The organism is Pseudomonas sp. WT-JTC (assembly GCF_056711565.1).
Genome location: NZ_CM160042.1, coordinates 2,147,036 through 2,171,573, shown reverse-complemented (window position 1 = coordinate 2,171,573; position 24,538 = coordinate 2,147,036). Strand labels below are relative to the sequence as shown.

Below are 24,538 nucleotides of genomic sequence, written 5' to 3'. Positions count from 1 at the left end.
GAAAGTCTTTTTGCCAGATACAAAACCGGCCCCTCAGGGCCGGTAGTCACTCAGTTGTTGTACAGATCGATGATCGCACTGACTGCCTGCGTCTTGACCTTGGAGGCATCGTTGCGTGCCTGCTCGATCTTGTTCAGGTAAGCCTCGTCGACGTCGCCGGTGACGTACTGGCCATCGAACACCGCGCAATCGAACTTGTCGATCTTGATCTTGCCGCCACCGACCGCTTCGATCAAGTCAGGCAGGTCCTGATAGACCAGCCAGTCGGCGCCGATCAGGTCAGCCACGTCCTGGGTCGAACGGTTGTGGGCGATCAGTTCGTGGGCGCTCGGCATGTCGATGCCGTAGACGTTCGGGTAGCGAACCGCTGGAGCCGCGGAACAGAAGTAAACGTTCTTCGCGCCGGCTTCGCGGGCCATCTGGATGATCTGCTTGCAAGTGGTACCGCGAACGATGGAGTCATCCACCAGCATCACGTTCTTGCCGCGGAATTCCAGCTCGATGGCGTTGAGTTTCTGGCGTACGGATTTTTTCCGCGCGGCCTGGCCCGGCATGATGAAGGTCCGGCCGATGTAGCGGTTCTTCACGAAGCCTTCGCGGAACTTCACGCCCAGGTGGTTCGCCAGTTCCAGCGCCGCGGTGCGGCTGGTGTCCGGAATCGGGATGACCACGTCGATGTCGTGATCCGGACGCTCGCGCTGGATCTTCTCGGCGAGTTTCTCACCCATGCGCAGACGGGCCTTGTAGACCGACACGCCGTCGATGATCGAATCCGGACGCGCCAGGTAGACGTGTTCGAAGATGCACGGGGTGAGGGACGGGTTGGTCGCGCACTGACGGGTGTACAGCTTGCCCTCTTCAGTGATGTAGACCGCTTCGCCGGGAGCCAGGTCGCGAATCAGGGTGAAGCCGAGCACGTCCAGGGAAACGCTTTCCGAGGCGATCATGTACTCGACGCCTTCGTCGGTGTGACGCTGGCCGAAAACGATCGGGCGGATGCCGTGCGGGTCGCGGAAGCCGACAATGCCGTAGCCGGTGATCATCGCTACGACGGCATAACCACCGACACAACGATTGTGCACGTCAGTGACGGCGGCGAACACGTCTTCTTCGGTCGGCTGCAACTTGCCGCGCTGGGCCAGTTCGTGCGCAAACACGTTGAGCAGCACTTCCGAATCGGAACTGGTGTTGACGTGGCGCAGGTCGGATTCGTAAATCTCCTTGGCCAGTTGTTCAACGTTGGTCAGGTTACCGTTGTGCGCCAGGGTGATGCCGTAAGGCGAGTTGACGTAAAACGGTTGAGCTTCAGCCGACGTCGAGCTGCCCGCGGTCGGATAACGCACATGGCCAATGCCCATGTGGCCGACCAGGCGCTGCATGTGACGCTGCTGGAACACGTCACGCACCAGACCGTTGTCCTTGCGCAGGAATAACCGGCCATCATGGCTGGTCACGATACCGGCAGCGTCCTGGCCGCGGTGCTGGAGGACGGTTAGCGCGTCATACAGCGCCTGATTGACGTTCGACTTACCGACGATACCGACGATGCCACACATGCGACGCAACCCCTACTTAATGGATCTGAACTGAGCACTACTCACTGAGGCGTTTTGACCATCGGCAAGAGTTGCTCCTTGAACGGAATATCAGCGGGTACGCTGATTCCGCTGGCAAGCCACTGACTGCTCCACCCGAGGATCAGGTTTTTGGACCAGTCGGCGACCAATAGAAATTTTGGCACGAGCTGTGACTCTTTCCACCACCCGTCCTGCTGTACCGGCCCCAGGCTCAACAGCCCGACGGCGACAACCACCAGCAACCCGCCACGCGCGGCGCCGAAGGCCATGCCGAGGAATCGGTCGGTCCCGGAGAGCCCGGTGACGCGAACCAGTTCGCCGATAAGATAATTGATCATTGCGCCTACGATTAAAGTGGCGACAAACATGATGGCACAGCCCGTGATTATACGGGCCGACGGTGTTTGAATGTACCCGCCCAGGTACTCGGACAGTGAGCCACCGAACATCCAGGCTACGACTCCTGCGATGATCCAGGTCACCAGCGACAGAGCTTCCTTGACGAAGCCGCGGCTCAGACTGATCAATGCGGAGATGGCGACGATTGCTACGATCGCCCAGTCAACCCAGGTAAATGGCACAGTGCAGCCTACAGACGGATAAGGCGGCGCATTTTAGCAGAGCCCATGCTTATCGGTAAGCTGCGATTGTCAGTGCATTTCATATCGGGGCGATAGTTTTAACCACGTTCCGGCTGAAAGCGCACGACAAACCCCTTGAGGTTCTGCTGGCGGTTGAGCAAGTCACGCAGACGGTCGGCTTCAGCGCGCTCGATCAGCGGCCCGACAAACACCCGGTTTTTGCCGTCGGCGGTACGGATGTAGGCGTTGTAACCCTGGCTGCGCAGGGTTTTCTGCAGTTTTTCCGCGCTTTCACGACTCGACAGGCTCGCCAGTTGCACCGACCAGCTGACAGACAAGCCATTGGCATCGACGCGGCTTTGCGTGGTGTCCGGCTTGCCCGGTGCCGCTGTAATGGGCTGGGCAGGCGCTGTCGCAGGCTTGGCGGCCAGAGCCGGGACCGGGGCTGGCGCAGGCGGCGGTGCAACCGGTTTGGCAGCCGCAGCGGTAGCAGGAGCTGGCGCCACCGGCACAGCTGGCACCGCCTGTGCTTCCTGCTGGGCGATTTCGTCATCGCTCGGCACGGGCTCCTGAGGCAAGGCTTGCGGCTCAGGCACCACCACGGGTTCGACCTGCACCTGAGGCATCACAGGCGCCTGCGGAGCCGCAGGGGCTTCGACCGTCACCTGGCGCTGTTCGTCCTGGCGGGAAAACAGCATCGGCAGAAAAATCACCGCCAGCGCAACCAACACCAGGGCGCCAACCATGCGCTGTTTGTATGCCTTATCCAGCAATGCCATTTGCCGCGTCCTCCGTGGAGCGCCGGGCCAGCCATTCAAGGGCCTCGGCGACACAATAAAATGATCCGAACAACAGGATTTCGTCGTCGTTCGTGGCCTGGGCACACTGCCCTTCCAGGGCGGCCGCTACACTTTCGTATGACGTGACCGAAGCACCCAGACCTTGCAACGCATCGTGCAAATCCGCAACCGGACGCGCCCGAGGCGAATCCAGAGGTGCGACAGCCCAGTGCTGGACACTAGCATTCAATTCGCCGACAACACCACCCAGGTCCTTGTCCGCCAGCAGCCCGAACACCGCCAATCGCTTGCCGACCGGCGGGCGACTGGCCAGGCGACGAGCCAGATACTCCGCCGCATGGGGGTTATGCCCCACATCCAGCAATAGATTCAAGCGCTTGCCTTGCCACTCGAACTCGCGGCGATCCAGACGACCGACCACCCTGGTTGCCCGCAGTGCCTCGACAATCTGCGTATCCACCCAAGGCAAGCCGAGCAACAAGTAAGCCTGCAACGCCAGCGCTGCGTTTTCCATCGGCAGATCGAGCAGCGGCAAGTCGCGCAACTCGACTGCATGCCCTTTTGCATCGACACCGCGCCACTGCCAGTTGTGATCGGTCACACCGAGGTCAAAATCGCGCCCACGCAGGAAAAACGGGCAATTGAGCTCGCGCGCCTTGTCCAGCAGAGGTTGTGGCGGATTCAGGTCGCCGCAGAGCGCAGGCGCGCCCTGACGGAAAATACCGGCCTTCTCGAAGGCCACGGACTCACGGGTATCACCGAGGTAATCCGCATGATCGACACCAATACTGGTGACCAGCGCCATGTCGGCGTCCACCACGTTGACCGTGTCCAGACGACCGCCCAGACCGACTTCCAGCACCACGGCATCGAGCCCGGAGCGCTGGAACAGCCAGAATGCCGCCAGGGTGCCCATTTCGAAGTAAGTCAGGGAGGTGTCGCCGCGCCCGGCCTCTACCGCGGCAAAGGCCTCGCACAGCTCGGCATCAGTGGCTTCGATGCCATTGACCTGCACCCGCTCGTTGTAACGCAGCAGGTGCGGGGAGTTGTAAACCCCCACCTTCAAGCCCTGGGCCCGCAGCAAGGACGCCACGAACGCACAGGTGGAACCCTTGCCGTTGGTCCCGGTGACCGTAATCACCCGAGGCGCCGGCTTGCCCAGTGCCATACGGGACGCTACCTGCTGCGACCGCTCCAGGCCCATGTCGATGGCTGAAGGGTGCAACTGCTCAAGGTAGGCGAGCCATTCGCCAAGGGTACGTTGGGTCATAGGCTGGCTGGCACCGGCGGAACCACGATCGGTTCGATAGGGGCAGCAACGAACTTAGGCGTCGGCAGGCCCATCATTTGTGCCAACAGGTTGCCAAGACGCGGACGCAGCTCCTGACGGTCGATGATCATGTCGATGGCACCGTGCTCCAGCAGGAATTCGCTGCGCTGGAAGCCTTCCGGCAGTTTTTCGCGCACGGTCTGCTCGATCACACGCGGACCGGCAAAACCGATCAACGCCTTCGGCTCGCCGACAATCACGTCGCCCAGCATCGCCAGACTGGCGGAAACGCCGCCGTAGACCGGGTCGGTCAACACGGAGATGAACGGAATGCCTTCTTCACGCAGACGCGCCAGTACCGCGGAGGTCTTGGCCATTTGCATCAGGGAAATCAGCGCTTCCTGCATCCGCGCACCGCCGGAAGCCGAGAAGCAGACCATCGGGCAACGTTTTTCCAGGGCGTAGTTGGCGGCGCGCACGAAACGCTCACCGACGATGGCGCCCATCGAACCGCCCATGAAGGAAAACTCGAACGCCGAAACCACGATCGGCATGCCCAGCAAAGTGCCGCTCATGGAAACCAGCGCGTCTTTTTCGCCGGTCTGCTTTTGTGCAGCGGTCAGGCGGTCCTTGTATTTCTTGCCGTCGCGGAATTTCAGACGGTCAACCGGCTCCAGGTCCGCACCCAGCTCGGTACGGCCTTCGACGTCGAGGAAGATGTCGATACGGGCGCGGGCGCCGATACGCATGTGATGGTTGCACTTGGGGCAAACGTCCAGGGTCTTTTCCAACTCCGGACGATACAGCACAGCCTCGCAAGACGGGCATTTGTGCCAAAGACCTTCAGGCACCGAGCTCTTCTTGACCTCGGAACGCATGATCGAAGGGATCAGTTTGTCTACTAACCAGTTGCTCATGCTTTCTTTCTCCAGTACCGGCGGCCCGAACGCTCTGGTTCGCAGCCCCGTGTATGCCCTAGCGCTAAATTCATGTGTGCGGCGACGATCGATGGACTGCCACGGTCAGCGCGAAACATGACCTGCGTGCAACCAGAAACCCTCGGATATGCCTGCTTTGTGCAGTGCATCCGCTTTGTACAGTGCAGTGGACGGCGGCAGTCTGCCAGCCGTCACATCAACAGGTGCTACCGCGTACCGCTTTGATGAATGCCTGAATCTTTGCGTGGTCCTTGATGCCCTTGCTCGCCTCTACCCCGCCGCTGACATCCACGGCGTAAGGCCGAACGCGCGCAACCGCCTCGGCGACGTTATCCGGCGTCAGACCGCCCGCCAGAATGATCGGTTTGCTCAGACCTTGCGGTATCAATGACCAGTCGAATGCCTCACCGGTTCCTCCGGGAATACCTTCGACATAGGTGTCGAGCAAAATACCGCTGGCACCTGGATAGGCATCACAAGCTGCCGCGATGTCATCACCGGCCTTGACCCGCAATGCCTTGATGTACGGCCGGTGCCAGCCTTCACACTCGGCGGCGGTTTCGTCGCCATGGAACTGCAACAGGTCCAGGGGCACGGCGTCGAGGATTTCCCCCAGCTCGCAACGGCTGGCATTGACGAACAAGCCCACGGTGGTCACGAACGGCGGCAGCGCCTTGATGATCGAGCGCGCCTGCTGGAACGTCACCGCACGGGGACTTTTGGCGTAAAACACGAATCCGATGGCATCCGCCCCGGCCTCGACGGCTGCCAACGCATCTTCCATGCGGGTAATCCCACAGATCTTGCTGCGAACGGCTGGCATGTCGACATAACTCCAAGACAAATCCGGGAAAGTCCCGGATGGTAGCAAAAGCGTTCGAGGGCGTCAGCCGCCAAGTTCCGAGAAACCGGTCAGGAAGTGCGGACCGATGTAACGCTCGGGCAATTCGAATTCGTCACGGTACTCGACCTGGACCAGATACAAACCGAATGGATGCGCGGTCACGCCACCGGTCCGTCGAATCCGGCTTTCCAGCACCTCTTTCATCCACTCCACCGGACGCTCACCGGCACCGATGGTCATCAGCACGCCGGCAATGTTGCGCACCATGTGATGCAGGAAGGCGCTGGCGCGAATATCCAGCACGATCATTTTGCCGTGACGGGTGACGCGCAGGTGGTGCAGCTCCTTGATCGGCGACTTGGCCTGGCACTGGCCGGCGCGAAAAGCGCTGAAATCATGGGTACCGAGCAAGTACTGAGCGGCCTCGGCCATGCGCTCGACATCCAGCGGACGGTGATTCCAGGTCACTTCTTCGTTCAGGTGCGCCGGGCGGATCTGATCGTTGTAGATCACGTAGCGATAACGCCGGGCGATGGCCTTGAACCGCGCATGAAAATGCGCCGGCATGACCTTGGCCCAACTGACACTGACGTCGTGGGGCAAGTTGATGTTGGCACCCATGGTCCAGGCCTTCATCGAACGCTCGACCTGGGTGTCGAAATGCACCACCTGTCCGCAGGCATGCACCCCGGCGTCGGTACGCCCGGCGCACATCAGCGAAACGGGTGAGTCGGCGACTTTGGACAAGGCGTTTTCGAGGGTTTCCTGCACGGTGAGCACCCCGGACGCCTGCCGCTGCCAGCCGCGGTAGCGCGAGCCCTTGTATTCAACGCCCAGCGCGATCCGGAAAAAGCCGTCGGCTGCCATTTCGGCGGCCGGGTTATCTATATTTGCCAAGGAGGGACAGCCTGCTGATGTACCAAAGGCGGGCATTATAAGGCCGCCGGGCGGGGATGCCAGAGAGATCTCCACTGACTGTTCCGGCCTCTTCGCGGGCAAGCCCGCTCCCACAAGGTTTTGTGAGCGCCACAGAACCCGGTGGGAGCGGGCTTGCTCGCGAAGGCGGCCTGGATGTCGACATCGCTCTTGCGGCCAAACAAAAACGGCAGCCTCAATGGGCTGCCGCTCTGTCTACAACTTGACGTGCACTCAAGCCAGGCGCGAAAGCATTTCCCTGGCTTCGCTCTTCTGCTCGGCACTGCCTTCGCTCACGACCTCTTTGAGGATGTCGCGGGCGCCATCGCTGTCGCCCATGTCGATATAGGCCTGGGCCAGATCGAGCTTGGTAGCGGCCTCGTCAGTACCCGAGAGGAAGTCGAAGTCATCATCGCCTCCCAGCGCGGCATCGGCCTCGGTAAAGGTCGGCTCGCCGATGTCGTTGGACAGGCTCTCCAGCTCGGCGTTGACATCATCCAGCTCTGCCGCGAACGCATCCGGCGCGTCCATTTCGTCGGCCAGCGACAGATCGAAATCGGCCGGCAATTCCAGATCATCCAGCGCGACCTCAGGAACAGCCGGGGTTTCGGCAACCGGGAAATCCTTCACCCCTGCATCCAGATCCAGCAGGAAATCGTCTTCAGCCAGCATCGCCGGCGACGGTTGCGCACCGAGATCCAGGTCAAGATCGAAGTCCGACAGATCGTCGAGGCTTTCCTTGATTTCAGTCTGTTGCTGCAACACCGACTCGAAACTCAGGTCGTCATCCAGCGGGAATTCTTCCAGATCCGCCAGCGCCGTCACTTCAGGCTCCGGCGCAGCTGCAGGCGCCACCGGTGTGATCGTGTCCAGATCGTCCAGGCTCAGGTCGAAGGCGCTGTCGAGATCGTCCTCGAACGGTGCCGGCTCTGGTGCCGGTGCCTGTGGCTCGTCGAGCAACAGATCCTTGACGTATTGCGCGTCCAGCTCGGCAGCAACGGCGGCTGCGGCGATGCCACCGGCAGCCACCAGCGCCATGGCCGGGAAGCGGCTTTTGAGTTTTTCAACCTGGGCGAAGTTGTCGCCATTGGCCACCAACTGACGCTCCTGGCCGACGAACGCATCGCGGTCGCCTTGCTGGCCGTAGACTTCCATCAGCTTCAAGCGCAGGTCGCTGCGCTTGGGCTCTTGCTTGACGCCATCCTCCAGCAATGCGGCAGCCTGGTTCAGGCGACCGGCATTGATGTGCGACTGAGCCTGGCCCAGCACGTCATCGGAGCGCTCGGCAGCCGGCGCCACCAATGGCGCGGCGATCGGCGTGGTCATCACGACCGGGGCAACCACCGGCGCGGGCGCGGGAGCAGGCGTCGGTGCAGTCGCCAGCTTCACGCTCGGCGGCGGAACTTCCAGGCCTTCGAAGCTGCTTTCCGGCAAATCGAGATCGGCCGAGAACGGCTGTTCTTCGGCCAAGGCACGCGCCATGCGCATATGTTTCTCGGCTTCTTGCTGGGCTTTGCGGCGGCGCGCCAGCAACAGCAGCAAGAGCAGCAGAATCACCGCACCGCCACCCACCAGGCCCAGCAGCACAGGATTGGTCAGCAACTCATTGAATTTCTGATCGTCGGAGGCGACCGGTGTCGCCTCGACAGGTTTCTCGGCCGGCGCCGGAGCTGCCTCGGGCGCCGTGGCCACTGGCGCCGCAGCTTCTGCCGGAGCAGGCGCGGCCACCGGGCTTGCAGCCAGCTCGGCCGACATTGCCGGGGCCGCTGCGGCGGCGGGTGCGCCATTCGCGCCCTCGACCTGCAACTTGGCCAGTTGATTGTTCTTCAACTCGATCAGGCGTTGCAGCTTGTCCACCTGACTTTGCAGGTCGGCCATGCGGCTTTTCAGTTCGGCGTTATCACGACGACTGGTGTCGAGGCTTTCCTGGGTCAGCGCCAGCTTGTTGGCGAGGGCCGTGGCATCTCCGGCAGCACCTTTGCCACGGTTCTTGCCGGATTCGGCGGAAACCAGGCTCAGCTTGTCAACGGCCGCTTGAGCCGCAGCACCATCGGTGCGAGCGCGATTGGTGGCGTCGATCTGCTGCTGCCCTGCCCCGGGCTTGGCCACATAACGGCGGCCCTGACGCCAGGCCTTGTTTTGCGCGGCCACTTCGGCAATGGCCTTGGGTTGCGCCAGGTTCGTGCTCTGCGCCTGGTCCGGCAGGCGCAGCACCTGGCCGGTTTTCAAGCGGTTGATGTTGCCGTCAATGAAGGCGTCCGGGTTCAGTGCCTGGATGGCCAGCATGGTTTGCTGGATCGAACCGCCATTACGCGCTTTTGCGGCGATTTCCCACAGGGTATCCCGTGGCGTGGTGGTGTATCGGGACGGCTTGGTCGCACCGGTAACCGGCGCGGCGACGGATTGAGTCGGTACAGGCTGCGCAGCCGCCTCGGCGGTCTGCGGCGAGAATTTCGATGGATCGAGCAACACACTGTAGTCGCGCAGCAAACGGCCGTTCGGCCACATGACCTGAACCAGGAACTTCACCATGGGTTCGGAAAGTGGCTTGCTGGAGGTCACGCGCAGGATGCTTTTGCCGCTGGCGTTAAGCACCGGGGTGAAGGTCAAGTCATTGAGAAACGCCTGGCGATCGACACCGGCCTTGGTGAAATCTTCCGGCGAAGCCAGGCTCGGCACCACTTCAGCAGCGGTGAGGTCCTTGACATCGAGCAGCTCGATTTCCGCTACCAGCGGCTGGTTGAGCGTCGATTTCAGGGTCAACTCCCCGAGCCCGAGGGCATGCGCCATACCGGAGGACAGCGCCGAGGCGGCCGCTATTGCTAACACCAGTTTGCGAACTTGAACCATTAGCTCATCCTTAGTTTGAACATTCCTCGGCCAGCGAGAAGGTATTGATAGCCGCTGCCGTAAGGCATTGCGCGCAACGGCGAGAGTCGTCGCGCGCGGTCATTTCATTGATGCCCCGGAAAGCCCCGCAAAGTGGCTCGCCTTCAGCATTCCGGCAAGCATAGGCTCGCCCGGAATCATTCGACAAATTGTTGCAAAGTATCTTTTACAGCAGGTCTTTTATCAACAACTCAGCCAGCTGCACAGCGTTGAGCGCTGCGCCTTTGCGTACGTTATCTGACGTCAGCCACAAATTAAGTTCCGACAGGTCGTCGATACCCTGGCGAACCCGACCCACATAAACCACATCCTGCCCTACCGCATCGCCCACCGGCGTCGGGTAATCGCCGGCTTCCACCAGCTCGATTCCGGGTGCGTCCTCCAGGGCTGCATTGACCTTCGCCAGGTCGATTTCACTCGCGGACTGCAGGGTCACGCTATAGCTATCGCCAAAAAACACCGGGGCTTGAATGCAAGTGACGGAAATCTTCAATGAAGGCAACGCCATGACCTGGCGCAGCTCACGCACCAGGCGCTTTTCCAGCAACGTATGACCTTGCTCATCCGGTTTGCCGACCTGGGCCAACAGGTTGAAGGCCATTTGCCGATCAAAGAATTTCGGCTCCAGCGGCCGCACATTCAGCAGTTCGGCGGTTTGCCGGGCGAGTTCAGTCACCGCTTCGCGGCCCTGGGCCGATACTGCCAGGCTGGCGGTCAGGCTGATGCGCTGCAAATCGAGCAATTCCATCAGCGGCGCGAGCACCACCGCCAGCGTGGTGGCCGACGGACTTGGACTGCTGACCTGAAACGGTCTTTTCAAGCCGGCCAACACCTGAGCGTTGGCCTCGGGCACGACCTGCGGCGCCTTTTCCGCCGGCAAGGCACCGGAGAGATCGATCACCGAGCAACCGACATCGGTCGCACGGGAAGCAAAACTCAACGAAACCGCCGGGCCGGCGGCAAAGAATGCCAACTGCACCTTGCTGAAGTCGAACTCATCGACTTCCCGCACCCGCACGTTCTTGCCGCGAAACGGTACGGAACTGCCAGCCGATTCGCTGCTGGCCAACAGGTGAAGGGTGCCGATCGGGAAATCGCGCTCTTCGAGAATCTGCACAAGTGTTTCGCCAACAGTACCGGTGGCGCCGATCACGGCAATATCAATGGACTGGCTCATGGTTTGACCTCTGGCGAAACGGGGGGAGCGGCACTTTACCGGGTGACTGGCATGCAGGCAATTCGGCCGGGCCTTGTGTTGGCTGTGATGGCCCCTTCGCGAGCAAGCCCGCTCCCACAAGGATAAAAAAACCCGCGCCTCTCTCAAAGCGCGGGTTCTTTCATTGCTTCAAACAATCAACGCTCGAGCAGGATCCGCAGCATGCGACGCAGCGGTTCGGCCGCGCCCCACAGCAGCTGGTCGCCGACGGTAAACGCGCCGACGAATTGCGAACCCATGTTCAGCTTGCGCAGACGGCCAACCGGGATGTTCAGGGTGCCGGTGACCTTGTTCGGGCTCAGCTCCTGAATGCTGGTCTCACGGTTGTTCGGCACCAGCTTGACCCAAGGGTTGTGCTGGCTGATCAACCCTTCGATATCAGCGATCGGTACATCTTTGTTCAGCTTGATGGTCAGTGCCTGGCTGTGGCAGCGCATGGCGCCGATACGCACGCAGATGCCATCGACCGGGATCGGGCTCTTGAAGCGACCGAGGATCTTGTTGGTCTCGGCCTGGGCCTTCCACTCTTCGCGGCTCTGGCCGTTCGGCAGTTCCTTGTCGATCCACGGGATCAGGCTGCCGGCCAGCGGTACGCCGAAGTTTTCGGTCGGGTATGCATCGCTGCGCATGGCTTCGGCAACACGACGGTCGATGTCGAGGATCGCGCTGGCCGGATCGGCCAATTGATCGGCGACAGAGGCGTGGGTCGCGCCCATTTGCTTGATCAGTTCACGCATGTTCTGCGCGCCGGCACCGGAGGCCGCCTGATAGGTCATGGCGCTCATCCACTCCACCAGGCCAGCTTCGAACAGGCCACCGAGGCCCATCAGCATCAGGCTGACGGTGCAGTTGCCGCCGATGTAGTTCTTGGTGCCCGCGTCCAGTTGCTGGTCGATGACCTTGCGGTTCACCGGGTCCAGAACGATCACTGCGTCATCCTGCATGCGCAGGCTGGACGCGGCGTCGATCCAGTAGCCCTGCCAGCCGGCTTCGCGCAGCTTGGGGAAGACTTCGCTGGTGTAGTCGCCACCCTGGCAGGTCAGAATCACGTCGAGGGTTTTCAGCTCTTCAATGCTGTAAGCGTCCTTGAGCGGAGCAATGTCCTTGCCCACGGACGGGCCTTGGCCACCGACATTGGAAGTGGTGAAAAACACCGGCTCGATTAGATCGAAATCCTGCTCTTCCAGCATCCGCTGCATGAGCACGGAACCGACCATACCGCGCCAACCGATCAGACCTACACGTTTCATCGCAACTACACCTTCTTGAAATGTGGGCCGCTGCCTTGTCTTGAATTTGGCAGCGGGCCCGAGAGATTACAGATTCCGCAGCGCGGCGACTACTGCGTCACCCATTTCCTGCGTACCGACTTTAGTGCAACCGGCCGACCAGATGTCACCGGTGCGCAAGCCCTGATCCAGCACCAGGCTGACGGCTTTCTCGATGGCATCGGCCGCAGCCTGCTGGTTGAAGCTGTAACGCAACATCATCGACACCGACAAAATGGTCGCCAGCGGGTTGGCAATGCCCTTGCCCGCGATGTCCGGCGCCGAACCGTGGCACGGCTCGTACATGCCTTTGTTGTTGGTGTCCAGGGACGCCGACGGCAGCATGCCGATGGAGCCGGTGAGCATCGAGGCCTGGTCGGACAGGATGTCGCCGAACATGTTGTCGGTGACGATCACGTCGAACTGCTTCGGTGCACGCACCAGCTGCATGGCGGCGTTGTCGACGTACATGTGGCTCAGTTCGACTTCAGGGTAATCCTTGGCCACTTGTTCGACCACTTCACGCCACAGCTGGCTGGACGCCAGTACGTTGGCCTTGTCCACCGAGCACAGCTTCTTGCCACGCACCATGGCCATGTCGAAACCGACTCGGGCGATACGGCGGATTTCGCTTTCGCTGTACGGCAGGGTGTCGTAGGACTGACGCTCGCCGTTTTCCAGGGTACGGGTACCACGTGGCGCGCCGAAGTAGATGCCGCCGGTCAGTTCGCGAACGATCAGGATGTCCAGCCCGGCAACGATTTCCGGCTTCAGGCTGGAAGCCTCGGCCAGTTGCGGGTACAGGATCGCCGGACGCAGGTTGCCGAACAGGCCCAGTTGCGCACGGATTTTCAGCAGGCCGCGCTCAGGGCGGATGTCACGCTCGATAGTGTCCCATTTCGGGCCGCCAACGGCGCCCAGCAACACCGCATCGGCTGCACGGGCACGCTCCAGGGTCTCGTCGGCCAGCGGCACGCCGTGCTTGTCGATGGCCGCGCCACCGATCACATCAAAGCTCAGGTTGAAGCCCAAAGCGAACTTGTCGCTGGCCAATTCCAGAACCTTGACCGCCTCGGCCATGATTTCCGGGCCAATACCGTCACCTGGGAGAATCAGAATCTGCTTGCTCATGCTTTCCTCATGTCATCAGTCGGTGCGCCCTTGGGCGCGCCCGGAAAAATTCTATCGTTCAGAGCTTATCGTTCAGCCATCAGCACCAGCACATCGGTACTGAACGAACCATCGGCCTCAATCTCGAAATATTCGCGCACTTCACTGCCCATCGACTGCTGCAACGCCCGGATCGCCGCGCGCATCACTTCAGGTGTGCGCATGCGTTCGACCCAGCTGTTGTACTCCAGGCGCAAGCGCTGACGGGTGGTACTGCGCGTATGCAGCCCCGCCTCGCTGACCTGGCGCAACCACTCACCGGCGGAATAATCGCGCACATGGCTGGTGTCGCGCAGCACTTCGACGCTTTGAAGGTAAGTGTCGAACAGCGGGCTGCCCGGTGACAACACGTCGATGAACGCCGCCACCCCGCCCGGCTTCAACACCCGACGCACTTCCCGCAGGGCAACACCAAGATCGCTCCAATGGTGCGCCGAATAGCGGCTGAAGACGAAATCAAACTCGCCATCGGCGAACGGCAGGCGCTCGGCGGCACCCTTGACCGTGGTCACGTTGCTCAAGCCACGATCGACAGCAGCGCCAGCCACTACGTCAAGCATCTGCTGCGACAGGTCGTAGGCCACCACTTCCCTGACCAGCGGCGCCACATGAAAACTCACGTGACCGGCGCCGCAGCCCAAATCCAGCACCCGGGCTTCGCCCTGCCCTGCCAGTTCCGCCTGTAGCAGCGCGAATTCAGTGCCCTGGGCGTGTACGGCGCTGCTCAGGTAGGCCGAAGCCTGTTCACCGAATTGCTTTTGGACTACCTGGGTGTGCTGGGCGGTGCTGGTCATTGGGACTTCCTTTTGGGGTGAGTCTTGTGGTGTCTGGGCGGCCGTCTTCGCGAGCAAGCCCGCTCCCACATTGGAATGCATTTCAAAATGTGGGAGCGGGCTTGCTCGCGAAGAGGCCGGCCCTATCTATACAAATCCCGGATCAATCAAGCGTCGCGAAACAACCACGGCTGGCTCGCCCGATGCCTGGCTTCGAACGCAGCAATCGCATCGCCGTCCTGCAAGGTCAGGCCGATATCGTCCAGGCCATTGAGCAGGCAATGCTTGCGGAACGCGTCTATTTCGAAGCTCAACACCTTGCCGTCAGGGCGGGTCACGGTCTGGGCCTGCAGATCGACCTGCAGCTGATAGCCCGGATTGGCCTCGACCTGCTGGAACAGTTCGTCAACTTCGGCATCGCTCAAGATGATCGGCAACAAGCCGTTCTTGAAGCTGTTGTTGAAGAAGATGTCGGCATAGCTCGGCGCGATGATGCTGCGGAAACCGTACTCTTCGAGCGCCCACGGCGCGTGCTCGCGGCTGGAGCCGCAACCGAAGTTCTCGCGGGCCAGCAAGACGCTGGCGCCCTGGTAACGTTCGGCGTTGAGGACGAAGTCCTTGTTCAGCGGACGCCTGGAGTTGTCCTGGTACGGCTGCCCCACATCCAGGTAGCGCCACTCATCGAACAGGTTCGGGCCGAAGCCCGTACGCTTGATCGACTTCAGGAACTGCTTGGGGATGATCTGGTCGGTATCGACGTTGGCACGATCCAAAGGTGCAACAAGACCAGTATGTTGGGTAAATGCTCTCATGCTTACTGCGCTCCCTGAATCATTTCACGGACGTCGACGAAACGACCGTTCACAGCGGCGGCCGCGGCCATGGCCGGGCTGACGAGGTGGGTACGACCGCCGGCGCCCTGACGGCCTTCGAAGTTGCGGTTGGAGGTCGAGGCGCAATGCTCGCCCGACTCCAAACGGTCCGGGTTCATCGCCAGGCACATCGAGCAACCCGGCTCGCGCCATTCGAAACCGGCTTCGAGGAAAATCTTGTCCAGGCCTTCCAATTCGGCCTGCGCCTTCACCAGGCCCGAGCCCGGCACCACGATGGCCTGCTTGATGGTCGAAGCCACCTTGCGGCCCTTGGCGATCACGGCCGCAGCACGCAAGTCTTCGATCCGCGAGTTGGTGCAGGAACCGATGAACACGCGGTCGAGCTGAATGTCGGTGATCGCCTGATTGGCGGTCAAACCCATGTACTTCAAGGCGCGCACGATGGAATCGCGCTTGACCAGGTCCATTTCCTTCGCAGGGTCCGGCACGTTCTGATCGACCGCCAGGACCATTTCCGGCGAAGTACCCCAGCTGACTTGCGGCTTGATCTGGGTGGCGTCGAGCTCAACGATGGTGTCGAACCTGGCATCGGCGTCGGAGACCAGATCTTTCCAGGCCTCAACGGCCAGATCCCACTCCGCGCCCTTCGGAGCAAATGGACGGCCCTTCACATAGGCCACGGTTTTTTCGTCGGCGGCTACCAGCCCAACGCGAGCGCCGGCTTCGATGGACATGTTGCAGATGGTCATGCGGCCTTCCACGGACAGGTCGCGAATCGCGCTGCCGGCGAATTCGATGGCGTGGCCGTTACCGCCAGCGGTACCGATCTTGCCGATCACGGCAAGCACGATGTCCTTGGCGGTGACGCCGAACGGCAATTGGCCTTCGACGCGCACCAGCATGTTCTTCATTTTCTTGGCGACCAGGCACTGGGTGGCGAGCACGTGCTCGACCTCGGAGGTGCCGATACCATGAGCCAATGCGCCGAATGCGCCATGGGTCGAAGTATGGGAGTCGCCGCAGACCACGGTCATGCCCGGCAAGGTTGCGCCCTGCTCCGGGCCGATGACGTGGACGATGCCCTGGCGAACGTCATTCATCTTGAATTCGACGATGCCGTACTCGTCGCAGTTGTCATCGAGGGTCTGGACTTGCAGACGCGAGACCTGGTCAACGATGGCGTCGATGCCGCCCTTGCGCTCCGGCGTGGTCGGTACGTTGTGGTCCGGGGTCGCGATGTTGGCATCGATGCGCCATGGCTTGCGCCCGGCCAGACGCAGGCCTTCAAAGGCTTGCGGCGAGGTCACTTCGTGGATGATGTGACGATCGATGTAGATCAGCGCAGAGCCATCGTCGCGCTGCTTGACCAAATGCGAATCCCAGAGCTTGTCGTAGAGCGTTTTGCCGGCCATCAGACGGTTTCCTCATCAGCTTGTTTCTATGCCCCGGGCTTTGACGATTTCAATAACCCTTTGGCTTGTGAGGTCGATCCTAGGGGGTTACATTAAATAACTCAAATTCATATTTTTTATGCTTTGGATAACCAACTGGAATGCATCCATGGACCTGGCCAATCTCAATGCCTTTATCGCCATCGCCGAGACCGGAAGCTTCTCCGGCGCCGGCGAACGCCTGCACCTGACCCAACCCGCCATCAGCAAACGCATCGCCGGGCTGGAGCAGCAATTGAAGGTGCGGCTGTTCGACCGACTGGGTCGTGAAGTGGGCCTGACCGAAGCCGGGCGCGCCCTGTTGCCGCGGGCCTATCAGATTCTGAACGTCCTCGATGATACGCGCCGGGCCCTGACCAACCTCACCGGCGAGGTGACCGGTCGTCTGACCCTGGCCACCAGTCACCACATCGGCCTGCACCGTTTGCCGCCTTTATTAAGAGAGTTCACCCGACGCTATCCAGACGTCGCGCTGGATATCCAGTTCCTCGATTCGGAAGTGGCCTACGAGGAAATCCTGCATGGCCGCGCCGAACTGGCGGTCATCACCCTGGCGCCGGAACCCCATGCACTGGTCAAGGCCACGCCGGTGTGGGACGACCCGCTGGATTTCGTGGTCGCCCCGGAGCATTCTCTGCTCAACAACGGCAAAGTCAGCCTGGCGGACATCGCCCGACACCCGGCGGTGTTCCCCGGCGGCAACACCTTTACCCACCACATCGTGCAGCGGCTGTTCGAAGCCCAAGGCCTGACGCCAAACATCGCCATGAGCACCAACTACCTGGAAACCATCAAGATGATGGTCTCGATCGGCCTGGCCTGGAGTGTTTTGCCGCGCACCATGCTCGATGATCAGGTGGCGCGCATACCTTTGCCGGGCATACAGCTCACTCGCCAGCTAGGCTATATCCTGCACACGGAAAGGACGCTGTCGAATGCTGCGCGGGCCTTCATGGCCTTGCTGGACGCTCAACTCGAACTGCCAGGGACTCAAGGCTAACTTGTGCTACTCCTATAGAGCCGCGAACACCTGCAACAAATGCCCAAACTCAGCTCAAGGCTTACCAATGCCGAAATCTGTTGACCGTATTCCGCCGATGCCGCGTATTCAGGCACTTGACCCGAAAAGCTCCGAACAGAGCTGGGAAAGCGCCTCGCAATTACTGGCCGCGCTCAACGGCGCGCGCCTGGGCGCCTGGTATTGGGACATCGAGCGCGGGCAGATCAGCTGGTCCCGGGGCACGCAGGCACTGTTCGGCTTCGATCCCCGGAAACCGCTGCCACATGATCTGGAATACCTCGACCTGTTGCCGCCGGAAGACCGCGCGAAAACCCTTCGCGCCTTCCATGCGGTCATCGCCGGCGCACCGCTGGAGCAGGCCATGCACCACCGCATTCGCTGGCCCGATGGCAGCCTGCACTGGCTGGAAATCAGCGGCAGCCTGTTGCCGGACAAGCACGGCAGGCCACGAATGATCGGCGTGATCCGCGAAATCACTCACCAGCGCCAGCGCGAACAGGCGCTGAGCAGTTCGGAAAAACGCTTCGCCACCCTGTTTCACCTGTGCCCGAACATGGTCCTGCTGACCCGCCAGGAAGACGGCCTGATCTCCGAAGCCAACCAGTACTTCGAAAGCCTGTTCGGCTGGCCGGTGCAAAACGCGATCGGCCGCACCACCCTCGAACTGGGGCTGTGGGTGCATCCCGAGCAACGGGCCGACCTGGTCAAGGCTACTAAAGCCAAAGGCGACCTGGTCAGCATGGAAGTGCAGTTTCGCGCCAGCAACGGCCAGATCCATGACGGCATCCTCAGTGCGCAAAAAGTCGAGCTCGAAGGCCAGCCCTATCTGCTGAGCACGTTCCTTGACACCACCGAACGCAAAGTCGCCGAACAGGCCCTCAAGGACAGCCAGGAGCGCCTCGACCTGGCCCTGGACTCGGCGCAACTCGGCACCTGGGACTGGCACATTCCCAGCGGCATGCTCTACGGATCGGCACGGGCCGCCCAACTGCACGGACTGGACGCCAAACCCTTCCACGAATCCTTCGACGAGTTCTTCGAAGGCGTGCCCGGCGAAGAACGCGACACCATGCGCGACGCCTACCGCAGCCTGCGTGAAGGCCCGGCCGGCAACTATCAATTGACCTACCGCGTGCAATTGCCCGACGGCAGCTCGCGCTACCTGGAAAGCCGCGCCCGCCTGTACCGCGATGAAAACGGCGTGCCGGTGCGCATGGCCGGCACATTGCTCGACATCACGGACCAGGTGGAGCGCGAACAACGGCTGGTGGCCTCCGAAGAGAAATTCGCCACGCTGTTCCAGGTCAGCCCCGATCCGATCTGCGTCACCCACCAGGACAGCGGCCTGTTCATTGAAATCAACTCCAGCTTCACCCAGACCTTCGGCTGGAGCACCGCCGATGTGATTGGCCGCAGCGCCGACGAAATCGGCCTGTGGGACGCCTCGGCGAAAAGCCTGCGACGGATCGAACAAGTGATCCGCGAACAAGGCCTGAACAATGTCGCCATTCTGGTCCAGCACAAGGATGGACAGGCCCTGACTTGCGTGATTTCCAGCCGCCAGATCAGCGTTGGCGACCAGCCCTGCATCGTCACCACGCTGCGCGATATCACCCAGCAACAGCGTTCGGAAGCGGCGCTCAAGGCCAGTGAAGAAAAATTCGCCAAGGCCTTCCACTCAAGCCCCGACGCCATCACCATCACCGAACGCGACACCGGGCGCTATCTGGAGGTCAATGACGGCTTCTGCCGCCTGACCGGCTACCGCGCCGAGGAAGTGGTGGGCCGCACGGTGTACCAGGTCGGGATCTGGGCGGAAGAAAAACAACGCTCGGCACTGCTGGCGGAACTGCAAATCAAGGGTCGGGTTCATCATCAGGAAATGCTCGGGCGCAACAAGCGCGGCGAACTGCTCACCGTCGAAGTCTCGGTGGAGCCGATCACCCTCAACGAAACCGCCTGCCTGCTGTTGACCGCGCGAGACGTGAGCCTGCTGAAAAACGCCGAAGCGCAGATTCGTCACCTGGCCTACCACGACCCATTGACCAACCTGCCCAACCGCGCATTGCTGATGGACCGCCTGAGCCAGCAGATCGCCCTGCTCAAACGTCATAACCTGCGTGGCGCGCTGATGTTCCTCGACCTTGACCACTTCAAGCACATCAACGACTCCCTCGGGCACCCGGTGGGCGATACCGTGCTGAAAATCATCACCGCGCGCCTGGAAGCCAGCGTGCGCATGGAGGACACCGTTGCGCGCCTGGGCGGTGACGAGTTCGTGGTGCTGCTCAGCGGTCTCGAAGGTTCGCGCAGCGAAGTCAGCGATCAGGTTCGCGAACTGGCCGACACCATCCGCGAACTGCTGTCGGAACCTATGTTCCTCGACGGCCAGCGCCTGCAAGTGACGCCAAGCATCGGCATCGCGCTGATCCCTGATCACGGTTCGACCCCGACCGACCTGCTCAAGCGCGCCGACATCGCGCTCTATCGCGCCAAGGACTCGGGGCGCAATACCGCGCAGATGTACCACAACACCATGCAGAAGGCCGCGAGCGAACGCCTGCGCATGGAAACCGACTTGCGCCTGGCCCTGTCCCGGGGCGAGTTTCACGTGCATTACCAACCCCAGGTCGACGCCCGGGGCGACCGCATCGTCGGCGCCGAGGCCCTGGTGCGCTGGAATCATCCGGAGCTCGGCGCGCAATCGCCCACCGACTTCATCAAGGTGCTGGAAGACAGCGGACTGATTCTGGAGGTCGGCACCTGGATCCTCGACGAAGCCTGCAAGGCCTTCAAGAAATTGATCGACGACGGACTGGTGAATCCATACAAATTCAGCCTGTGCGTGAACATCAGCCCGCGCCAGTTCCGCCAGAACGATTTCGTCGAACGGGTCGAAAACAGCCTCGCCACCTACGGGCTACCCTGCACGTTGCTGAAGCTGGAAATCACCGAAGGCATCGTGATCCAGAACCTGGAAGACACCATCAACAAAATGCGCCGCCTGAAAAAACTCGGCGTGAGCTTCGCCATGGACGACTTCGGCACCGGCTATTCCTCGCTGACCTACCTCAAGCGCTTGCCGGTCGACACCCTGAAAATCGACAAGTCGTTCATCCGCGACACCACCAGCGACCCGAACGACGCCGAGATCATTCGCGCCATCGTCGCCATGGCCCACAGCCTGGATCTGAAAGTGATTGCCGAAGGGGTCGAGACAGCGGAGCAACTGGAGTTCTTGCAAGGGCTGGATTGTCACTTCTACCAGGGGTATCTGCACAGTCAGCCGTTGCCGGTGGAGGCGTTTCAAAAACTCCTGAAGTGACGGCACACGGTCACAAAAAAGGGCGCCAATGGCGCCCTTTTCTCTTGCTCTGACTCAGTGTTGCAGAGCCGGTTTCTGCACCCCGTTGATCGGGATGCGCTTGGCTTTTGCCTCTTCCGGGATCACCCGCAGCAGGTCGATGCTCAACAGACCGTTGCTCAGGCCGGCAGCCTTGATCTCGATGTGGTCCGCCAGACGGAAGGACAGCTTGAACGCACGCTGGGCAATGCCCTGGTGCAGGAAGGTCACGCCTTCGTTGGCGTCACGTTTGCCACCACTGATGGTCAGCACACCCTTCTCGACTTGCAGCTCCAGGTCATCTTCCTGGAAACCGGCGGCGGCTACGACGATGCGATATTGATCGTCACCGTGCTTTTCCACGTTGTAAGGGGGATAGGTGCTGCCTGGCTCATTGCGCAGGGCGGTTTCGAACAGGTCGTTGAAGCGGTCGAAACCTACCGAGGAACGGAACAGTGGCGCGAGGGAAAATGCAGTACTCATGGTTCAAATCTCCTGAAAACAATCAGCAAGGTTTTTTGTCTCCGCGACCCGAATTCGGCATCGCGTACCCCTTAGATAGGGACCGCTGATTGCATTTCAAGAGAGTATTTTCTGCTTTTTTTAAAAAAAGTTTCAGGCGGCCTCAGCCACCGGCAGCCCCAACAAGCGCGAGACGTTATCCAGTTCGGTCTCACGCCGCAGGACGGTGAAGAGTTCCACCGCTTCGGGATAATTGCGGGTCAGCATCGCCAGCCATTGCTTCAGGCGCCCCGGTGATTGGCGGGGCGTCATCTGCGCCTTGGCTTGCAGCCAGAAGTCCTGGATCAGTGGCAGCAGCTCGTTCCAGGTCATCTCCACGACCTCTTCACCAGCACGGGCAGCGGCTATCTGCTTCGCCAGATCGGGGCGCGAAACCAGGCCACGACCGAGCATGATGTCTTCCACGCCGCTGATCTCGCGGCAGCGACGCCAGTCTTCGACGCTCCAGATGTCACCATTGGCGAACACCGGCACCTTGACCACGTCCTGCACGCGCGGAATCCACTCCCAGTGCGCCGGCGGCTTGTAGCCATCCACCTTGGTCCGCGCGTGCACCACGATATGCTCCGCACCGCCTTCGGCCAGGGCCGTGGCACACACCAGCGAACCGTCCGGGCTGTCGAAGCCGAGGCGCATCTTGGCGGTGACCGGAATGTGTGCGGGGACGGCACGACGAACCTGTTCGACGATCCGGTTGAGCAGCTCGGGTTCCTTTAGCAGTACCGCGCCACCACGGGATTTGTTGACGGTCTTGGCCGGACAGCCGAAGTTCAGGTCGATCACTTCGGAACCCAGTTCGCAAGCCAGCGCGGCATTTTCTGCCAGACACACCGGATCGGAACCGAGCAGTTGCACACGCAGCGGCACGCCGGAGGCCGTCCGGGCACCGTTGAGCAGCTCCGGGCCGAATTTGTGGAAATAGGCTGGTGTCAGCAACTGGTCGTTGACCCGAATGAACTCGGTCACGCACCAGTCAATACCGCCCACGCGGGTCAGCACATCGCGCAGGATGTCGTCGACCAACCCCTCCATGGGCGCCAAAGCAATTTGCATGAAAAACACACTCGAGGAAAAACGTGCAGCAGTTTACTGGTTTCAGCAGGACTCTGCAGAACATCGCAGATCCCCCTGTAGGAGCGAGCCTGCTCGCGAAAAACCCGAGACCACCGTGGGGAGCCAGACTGGTCGCGTTATCGTTGACGACCATCGCGAGCGAGCTCGCTCCTACATTGGCTGGAGCGATAGCAACGCCGGGCCGTACCCCTCGATGAACTCCGCCGGCATGCGCTTGGGCTTGCCCGTGGACAGTTCGATGCAGACGAAAGTGGTCTGCGCCCGCAGCAACGTCGAATTATCACTGGGGCGCTTCAACTGGAAGTGACGGGTCATTTTCAGGCGCTGGTCCCAATCGACGATCCAGGTCGCCAATTGCAACTCATCGTCTTCGTAGGCTGCTGCCAGGTAATCGATCTCGTGGCGCACCACCGCCATCGCCCGATCCAGCCGCCGGTACTCGACCAGATCCAGGCCAAGGCGCTGGGAGTGGCGCCAGGCACAGCGTTCGAGCCAGGTCACGTAGACCGCGTTGTTCGCATGCCCCAACCCGTCGATGTCCTCGGCGCCCACTTGCAGATCAATGATAAATGGCGTTTCCCGATCCCAGCCCATGCCCCATTCCCCCGGTCAGATAAATTCGACCGGGGCAGTGTAACGGATGCTCAAGCGGATTGGCGCGATTGCAGACTGCGACCGGCCAGCAGTGATAACACGCCATCAATCACCCGCGGGTCGGCCAATACACGCTGATGACCACCGTCCTTCAAGCGCAACAAGCGGCTGTCGAACCACGCTTCGTGGATCAACTCCGACTCGCTGACCGGGACAAAGTTGTCATCTTCGGCGTGAACGATCAGGCCGGGCATGTCGAGCTGATAGTGCGCAACATCCAGCATGGCGGCGCGCATGCCGACATCGCTCTCCACCTGGCGAATGAACGCCGAGCGGGCCTTCGGCGGCAGCCCCACATAACGGGCGAAACCACGCAGCACGCCAAGAATCCGCGCCGGGGCGGCAATGCTGACCAGGGTTTCCGTGCGCAAGCCCAACTGCACTGCAAGCATGGCACTGGCGCCTCCCATGGAGTGGCCGATGACCGCTTGCAAGGGTGGCAACTCGGCAGCTGCTTCAAGCATGGCACGGGCGAACAGCACCACATTCGCCTCGTTGCCAGGTGAGCGGCCGTGGGCCGGACCATCCAGGGCGACGACCGAGTAACCGGCATCGACCAGCGCGGTGATCAGGCTGGCAAATTGTGTCGGCCGACCTTCCCAGCCGTGCATCAGCATCACTGCCGGGCCTTGCCCCCAGCGCAGGGCCGAAAGACCAAACCGCAGGGTAATGCGCTCGGATCTCGCCAACAACGGCAGCTCCCAGTCACGGGGCGGCAGATTCCGCGGAGTCATGAAGGCCAGTCGCATTTTGCTAGCGACCAGTTTCGGGGCAAACCAGCCCAAGGTGCCATTAACGCCACGAACCCACTTTAACGCGCTCATCGCATTCTCCTCAGGCCGCAGCCTTCAGGTCAGCGCACTGCCGATTTGGCGGCGCGCAGCAATCGATCGGACAGCTCTCCCGGCCCCAGCGCCCGCGCCAGAGCCAGCCCACCCACCATCAAGGCCATATCGGCCAGGGCTTTTTCGGTTTCTTCAGGACTGGCCGCCAGCTGCGCGACCATCATTTCCACATGCTCATTCAGCGCGACACGAAAGGCTTCCGGCAGCCGCCCCAGTTCGCCGACAGATGCCGGGATCGGACAGGCCGATTCGGAGGAATCACGATGCTTGCGCGACAGATAAAACGCAGCCACCAGAGCGCGGCGCTCTTCGCCGGTCAACTCCGCGTCCATGTCGGCAATCAGGTCGCGACGATGACTGAGCAATTGCTTGAACGCCTCGAGCATCATCGCGTCCTTGCTTTCGAAGTGTGCGTAGAAGCCGCCGACCGTCAGGCCCGCCGCACCCATCACTTCGCCCACACTTGGCTCGGCCGGGCCACGCTGAATCAGCGCTGCGCTGGCAGCCTTGAGGATGCGTTCGCGGGTTTGAGCTTTTTTATCGTTCATCGTTGC

General features: G+C 61.3%; 21 protein-coding genes. 2 read left to right on the top strand and 19 right to left on the bottom strand.

Going from position 1 to position 24,538, the window contains the following annotated elements; genetic code table 11:
* Positions 1–50: 50 nt before the first annotated feature.
* From purF to leuC, 14 genes are all read right to left on the bottom strand, one after another.
* Positions 51–1,556 (bottom strand): amidophosphoribosyltransferase, encoded by a 1,506-nt coding sequence (gene purF, locus AC06G5_RS09855; RefSeq protein WP_008016246.1) that lies wholly within the window; start codon positions 1,554–1,556, stop codon positions 51–53.
* 41 nt (positions 1,557–1,597) lie between these two features.
* Positions 1,598–2,158 carry a CvpA family protein gene (locus AC06G5_RS09850; protein WP_480459343.1) on the bottom strand — a complete coding sequence of 187 codons (561 nt, stop codon included), beginning with the start codon at positions 2,156–2,158 and terminating at the stop codon, positions 1,598–1,600.
* A 98-nt stretch (positions 2,159–2,256) separates the two neighbouring features.
* Complete coding sequence (locus tag AC06G5_RS09845) at positions 2,257–2,937, bottom strand: SPOR domain-containing protein (RefSeq protein WP_413428627.1); 681 nt, start codon at positions 2,935–2,937, stop codon at positions 2,257–2,259.
* Positions 2,921–4,228 carry a bifunctional tetrahydrofolate synthase/dihydrofolate synthase gene (gene folC / locus AC06G5_RS09840; RefSeq protein ID WP_480459342.1) on the bottom strand — a complete coding sequence of 436 codons (1,308 nt, stop codon included), beginning with the start codon at positions 4,226–4,228 and terminating at the stop codon, positions 2,921–2,923. Before folC ends, AC06G5_RS09845 begins: the two co-directional genes overlap by 17 nt.
* Positions 4,225–5,145 carry an acetyl-CoA carboxylase, carboxyltransferase subunit beta gene (gene accD, locus AC06G5_RS09835; RefSeq protein ID WP_007975665.1) on the bottom strand — a complete coding sequence of 307 codons (921 nt, stop codon included), beginning with the start codon at positions 5,143–5,145 and terminating at the stop codon, positions 4,225–4,227. The genes folC and accD overlap by 4 nt, the downstream gene beginning before the upstream one ends.
* Before the next feature lie 217 nt (positions 5,146–5,362).
* The gene (locus AC06G5_RS09830; protein WP_480459340.1) at positions 5,363–5,989 is read right to left on the bottom strand and encodes a phosphoribosylanthranilate isomerase; all 627 of its coding nucleotides are present in this window, start codon (positions 5,987–5,989) and stop codon (positions 5,363–5,365) included.
* Positions 5,990–6,052: 63 nt separating this feature from the next.
* Positions 6,053–6,877 (bottom strand): tRNA pseudouridine(38-40) synthase TruA, encoded by an 825-nt coding sequence (gene truA / locus AC06G5_RS09825; RefSeq protein WP_032829430.1) that lies wholly within the window; start codon positions 6,875–6,877, stop codon positions 6,053–6,055.
* 282 nt (positions 6,878–7,159) lie between these two features.
* Positions 7,160–9,775: a motility hub landmark protein FimV gene (locus AC06G5_RS09820; RefSeq protein ID WP_413705318.1), complete on the bottom strand. Its 2,616-nt coding sequence runs from the start codon at positions 9,773–9,775 to the stop codon at positions 7,160–7,162.
* Between the two features lie 205 nt (positions 9,776–9,980).
* Positions 9,981–10,991: an aspartate-semialdehyde dehydrogenase gene (locus tag AC06G5_RS09815; protein ID WP_413428426.1), complete on the bottom strand. Its 1,011-nt coding sequence runs from the start codon at positions 10,989–10,991 to the stop codon at positions 9,981–9,983.
* 176 nt (positions 10,992–11,167) lie between these two features.
* The gene (gene asd / locus AC06G5_RS09810) at positions 11,168–12,280 is read right to left on the bottom strand and encodes an aspartate-semialdehyde dehydrogenase (protein WP_007986960.1); all 1,113 of its coding nucleotides are present in this window, start codon (positions 12,278–12,280) and stop codon (positions 11,168–11,170) included.
* Positions 12,281–12,346: 66 nt separating this feature from the next.
* Entirely contained in the window at positions 12,347–13,429 is a 1,083-nt protein-coding gene (leuB, locus tag AC06G5_RS09805) for a 3-isopropylmalate dehydrogenase (protein ID WP_413428425.1), read from the bottom strand.
* A gap of 65 nt (positions 13,430–13,494) precedes the next feature.
* The gene (locus AC06G5_RS09800) at positions 13,495–14,262 is read right to left on the bottom strand and encodes a class I SAM-dependent methyltransferase (RefSeq protein ID WP_413705320.1); all 768 of its coding nucleotides are present in this window, start codon (positions 14,260–14,262) and stop codon (positions 13,495–13,497) included.
* Positions 14,263–14,408: 146 nt separating this feature from the next.
* Positions 14,409–15,053: a 3-isopropylmalate dehydratase small subunit gene (leuD, locus tag AC06G5_RS09795; RefSeq protein ID WP_413428423.1), complete on the bottom strand. Its 645-nt coding sequence runs from the start codon at positions 15,051–15,053 to the stop codon at positions 14,409–14,411.
* Positions 15,054–15,055: 2 nt separating this feature from the next.
* Entirely contained in the window at positions 15,056–16,486 is a 1,431-nt protein-coding gene (gene leuC, locus AC06G5_RS09790; protein ID WP_413428422.1) for a 3-isopropylmalate dehydratase large subunit, read from the bottom strand.
* 148 nt (positions 16,487–16,634) lie between these two features.
* On the opposite strand from leuC, the gene AC06G5_RS09785 reads away from it, so the two are divergent.
* Together AC06G5_RS09785 and AC06G5_RS09780 are read left to right on the top strand one after the other, a co-directional pair.
* Positions 16,635–17,525 carry a LysR family transcriptional regulator gene (locus tag AC06G5_RS09785; protein ID WP_413705321.1) on the top strand — a complete coding sequence of 297 codons (891 nt, stop codon included), beginning with the start codon at positions 16,635–16,637 and terminating at the stop codon, positions 17,523–17,525.
* A 67-nt stretch (positions 17,526–17,592) separates the two neighbouring features.
* A complete protein-coding gene (locus AC06G5_RS09780) occupies positions 17,593–20,871 on the top strand; it encodes a sensor domain-containing protein (RefSeq protein ID WP_480459336.1) in 3,279 nt (1,092 codons plus the stop codon).
* Between the two features lie 54 nt (positions 20,872–20,925).
* On the opposite strand, the gene AC06G5_RS09775 is transcribed toward AC06G5_RS09780, so the two are convergent.
* The 5 genes from AC06G5_RS09775 to AC06G5_RS09755 all read right to left on the bottom strand — a co-directional run bounded on the left by AC06G5_RS09775 (position 20,926) and on the right by AC06G5_RS09755 (position 24,532).
* Entirely contained in the window at positions 20,926–21,372 is a 447-nt protein-coding gene (locus tag AC06G5_RS09775; protein ID WP_102701161.1) for an Hsp20 family protein, read from the bottom strand.
* Between the two features lie 132 nt (positions 21,373–21,504).
* Positions 21,505–22,464 (bottom strand): tRNA dihydrouridine synthase, encoded by a 960-nt coding sequence (locus AC06G5_RS09770; protein WP_413705322.1) that lies wholly within the window; start codon positions 22,462–22,464, stop codon positions 21,505–21,507.
* Between the two features lie 171 nt (positions 22,465–22,635).
* Positions 22,636–23,079 (bottom strand): acyl-CoA thioesterase, encoded by a 444-nt coding sequence (locus tag AC06G5_RS09765; protein ID WP_413421552.1) that lies wholly within the window; start codon positions 23,077–23,079, stop codon positions 22,636–22,638.
* A 50-nt stretch (positions 23,080–23,129) separates the two neighbouring features.
* The gene (locus AC06G5_RS09760) at positions 23,130–23,963 is read right to left on the bottom strand and encodes an alpha/beta fold hydrolase (protein WP_413421550.1); all 834 of its coding nucleotides are present in this window, start codon (positions 23,961–23,963) and stop codon (positions 23,130–23,132) included.
* Between the two features lie 29 nt (positions 23,964–23,992).
* The gene (locus AC06G5_RS09755; RefSeq protein ID WP_007986938.1) at positions 23,993–24,532 is read right to left on the bottom strand and encodes a TetR/AcrR family transcriptional regulator; all 540 of its coding nucleotides are present in this window, start codon (positions 24,530–24,532) and stop codon (positions 23,993–23,995) included.
* Positions 24,533–24,538: the final 6 nt, after the last annotated feature.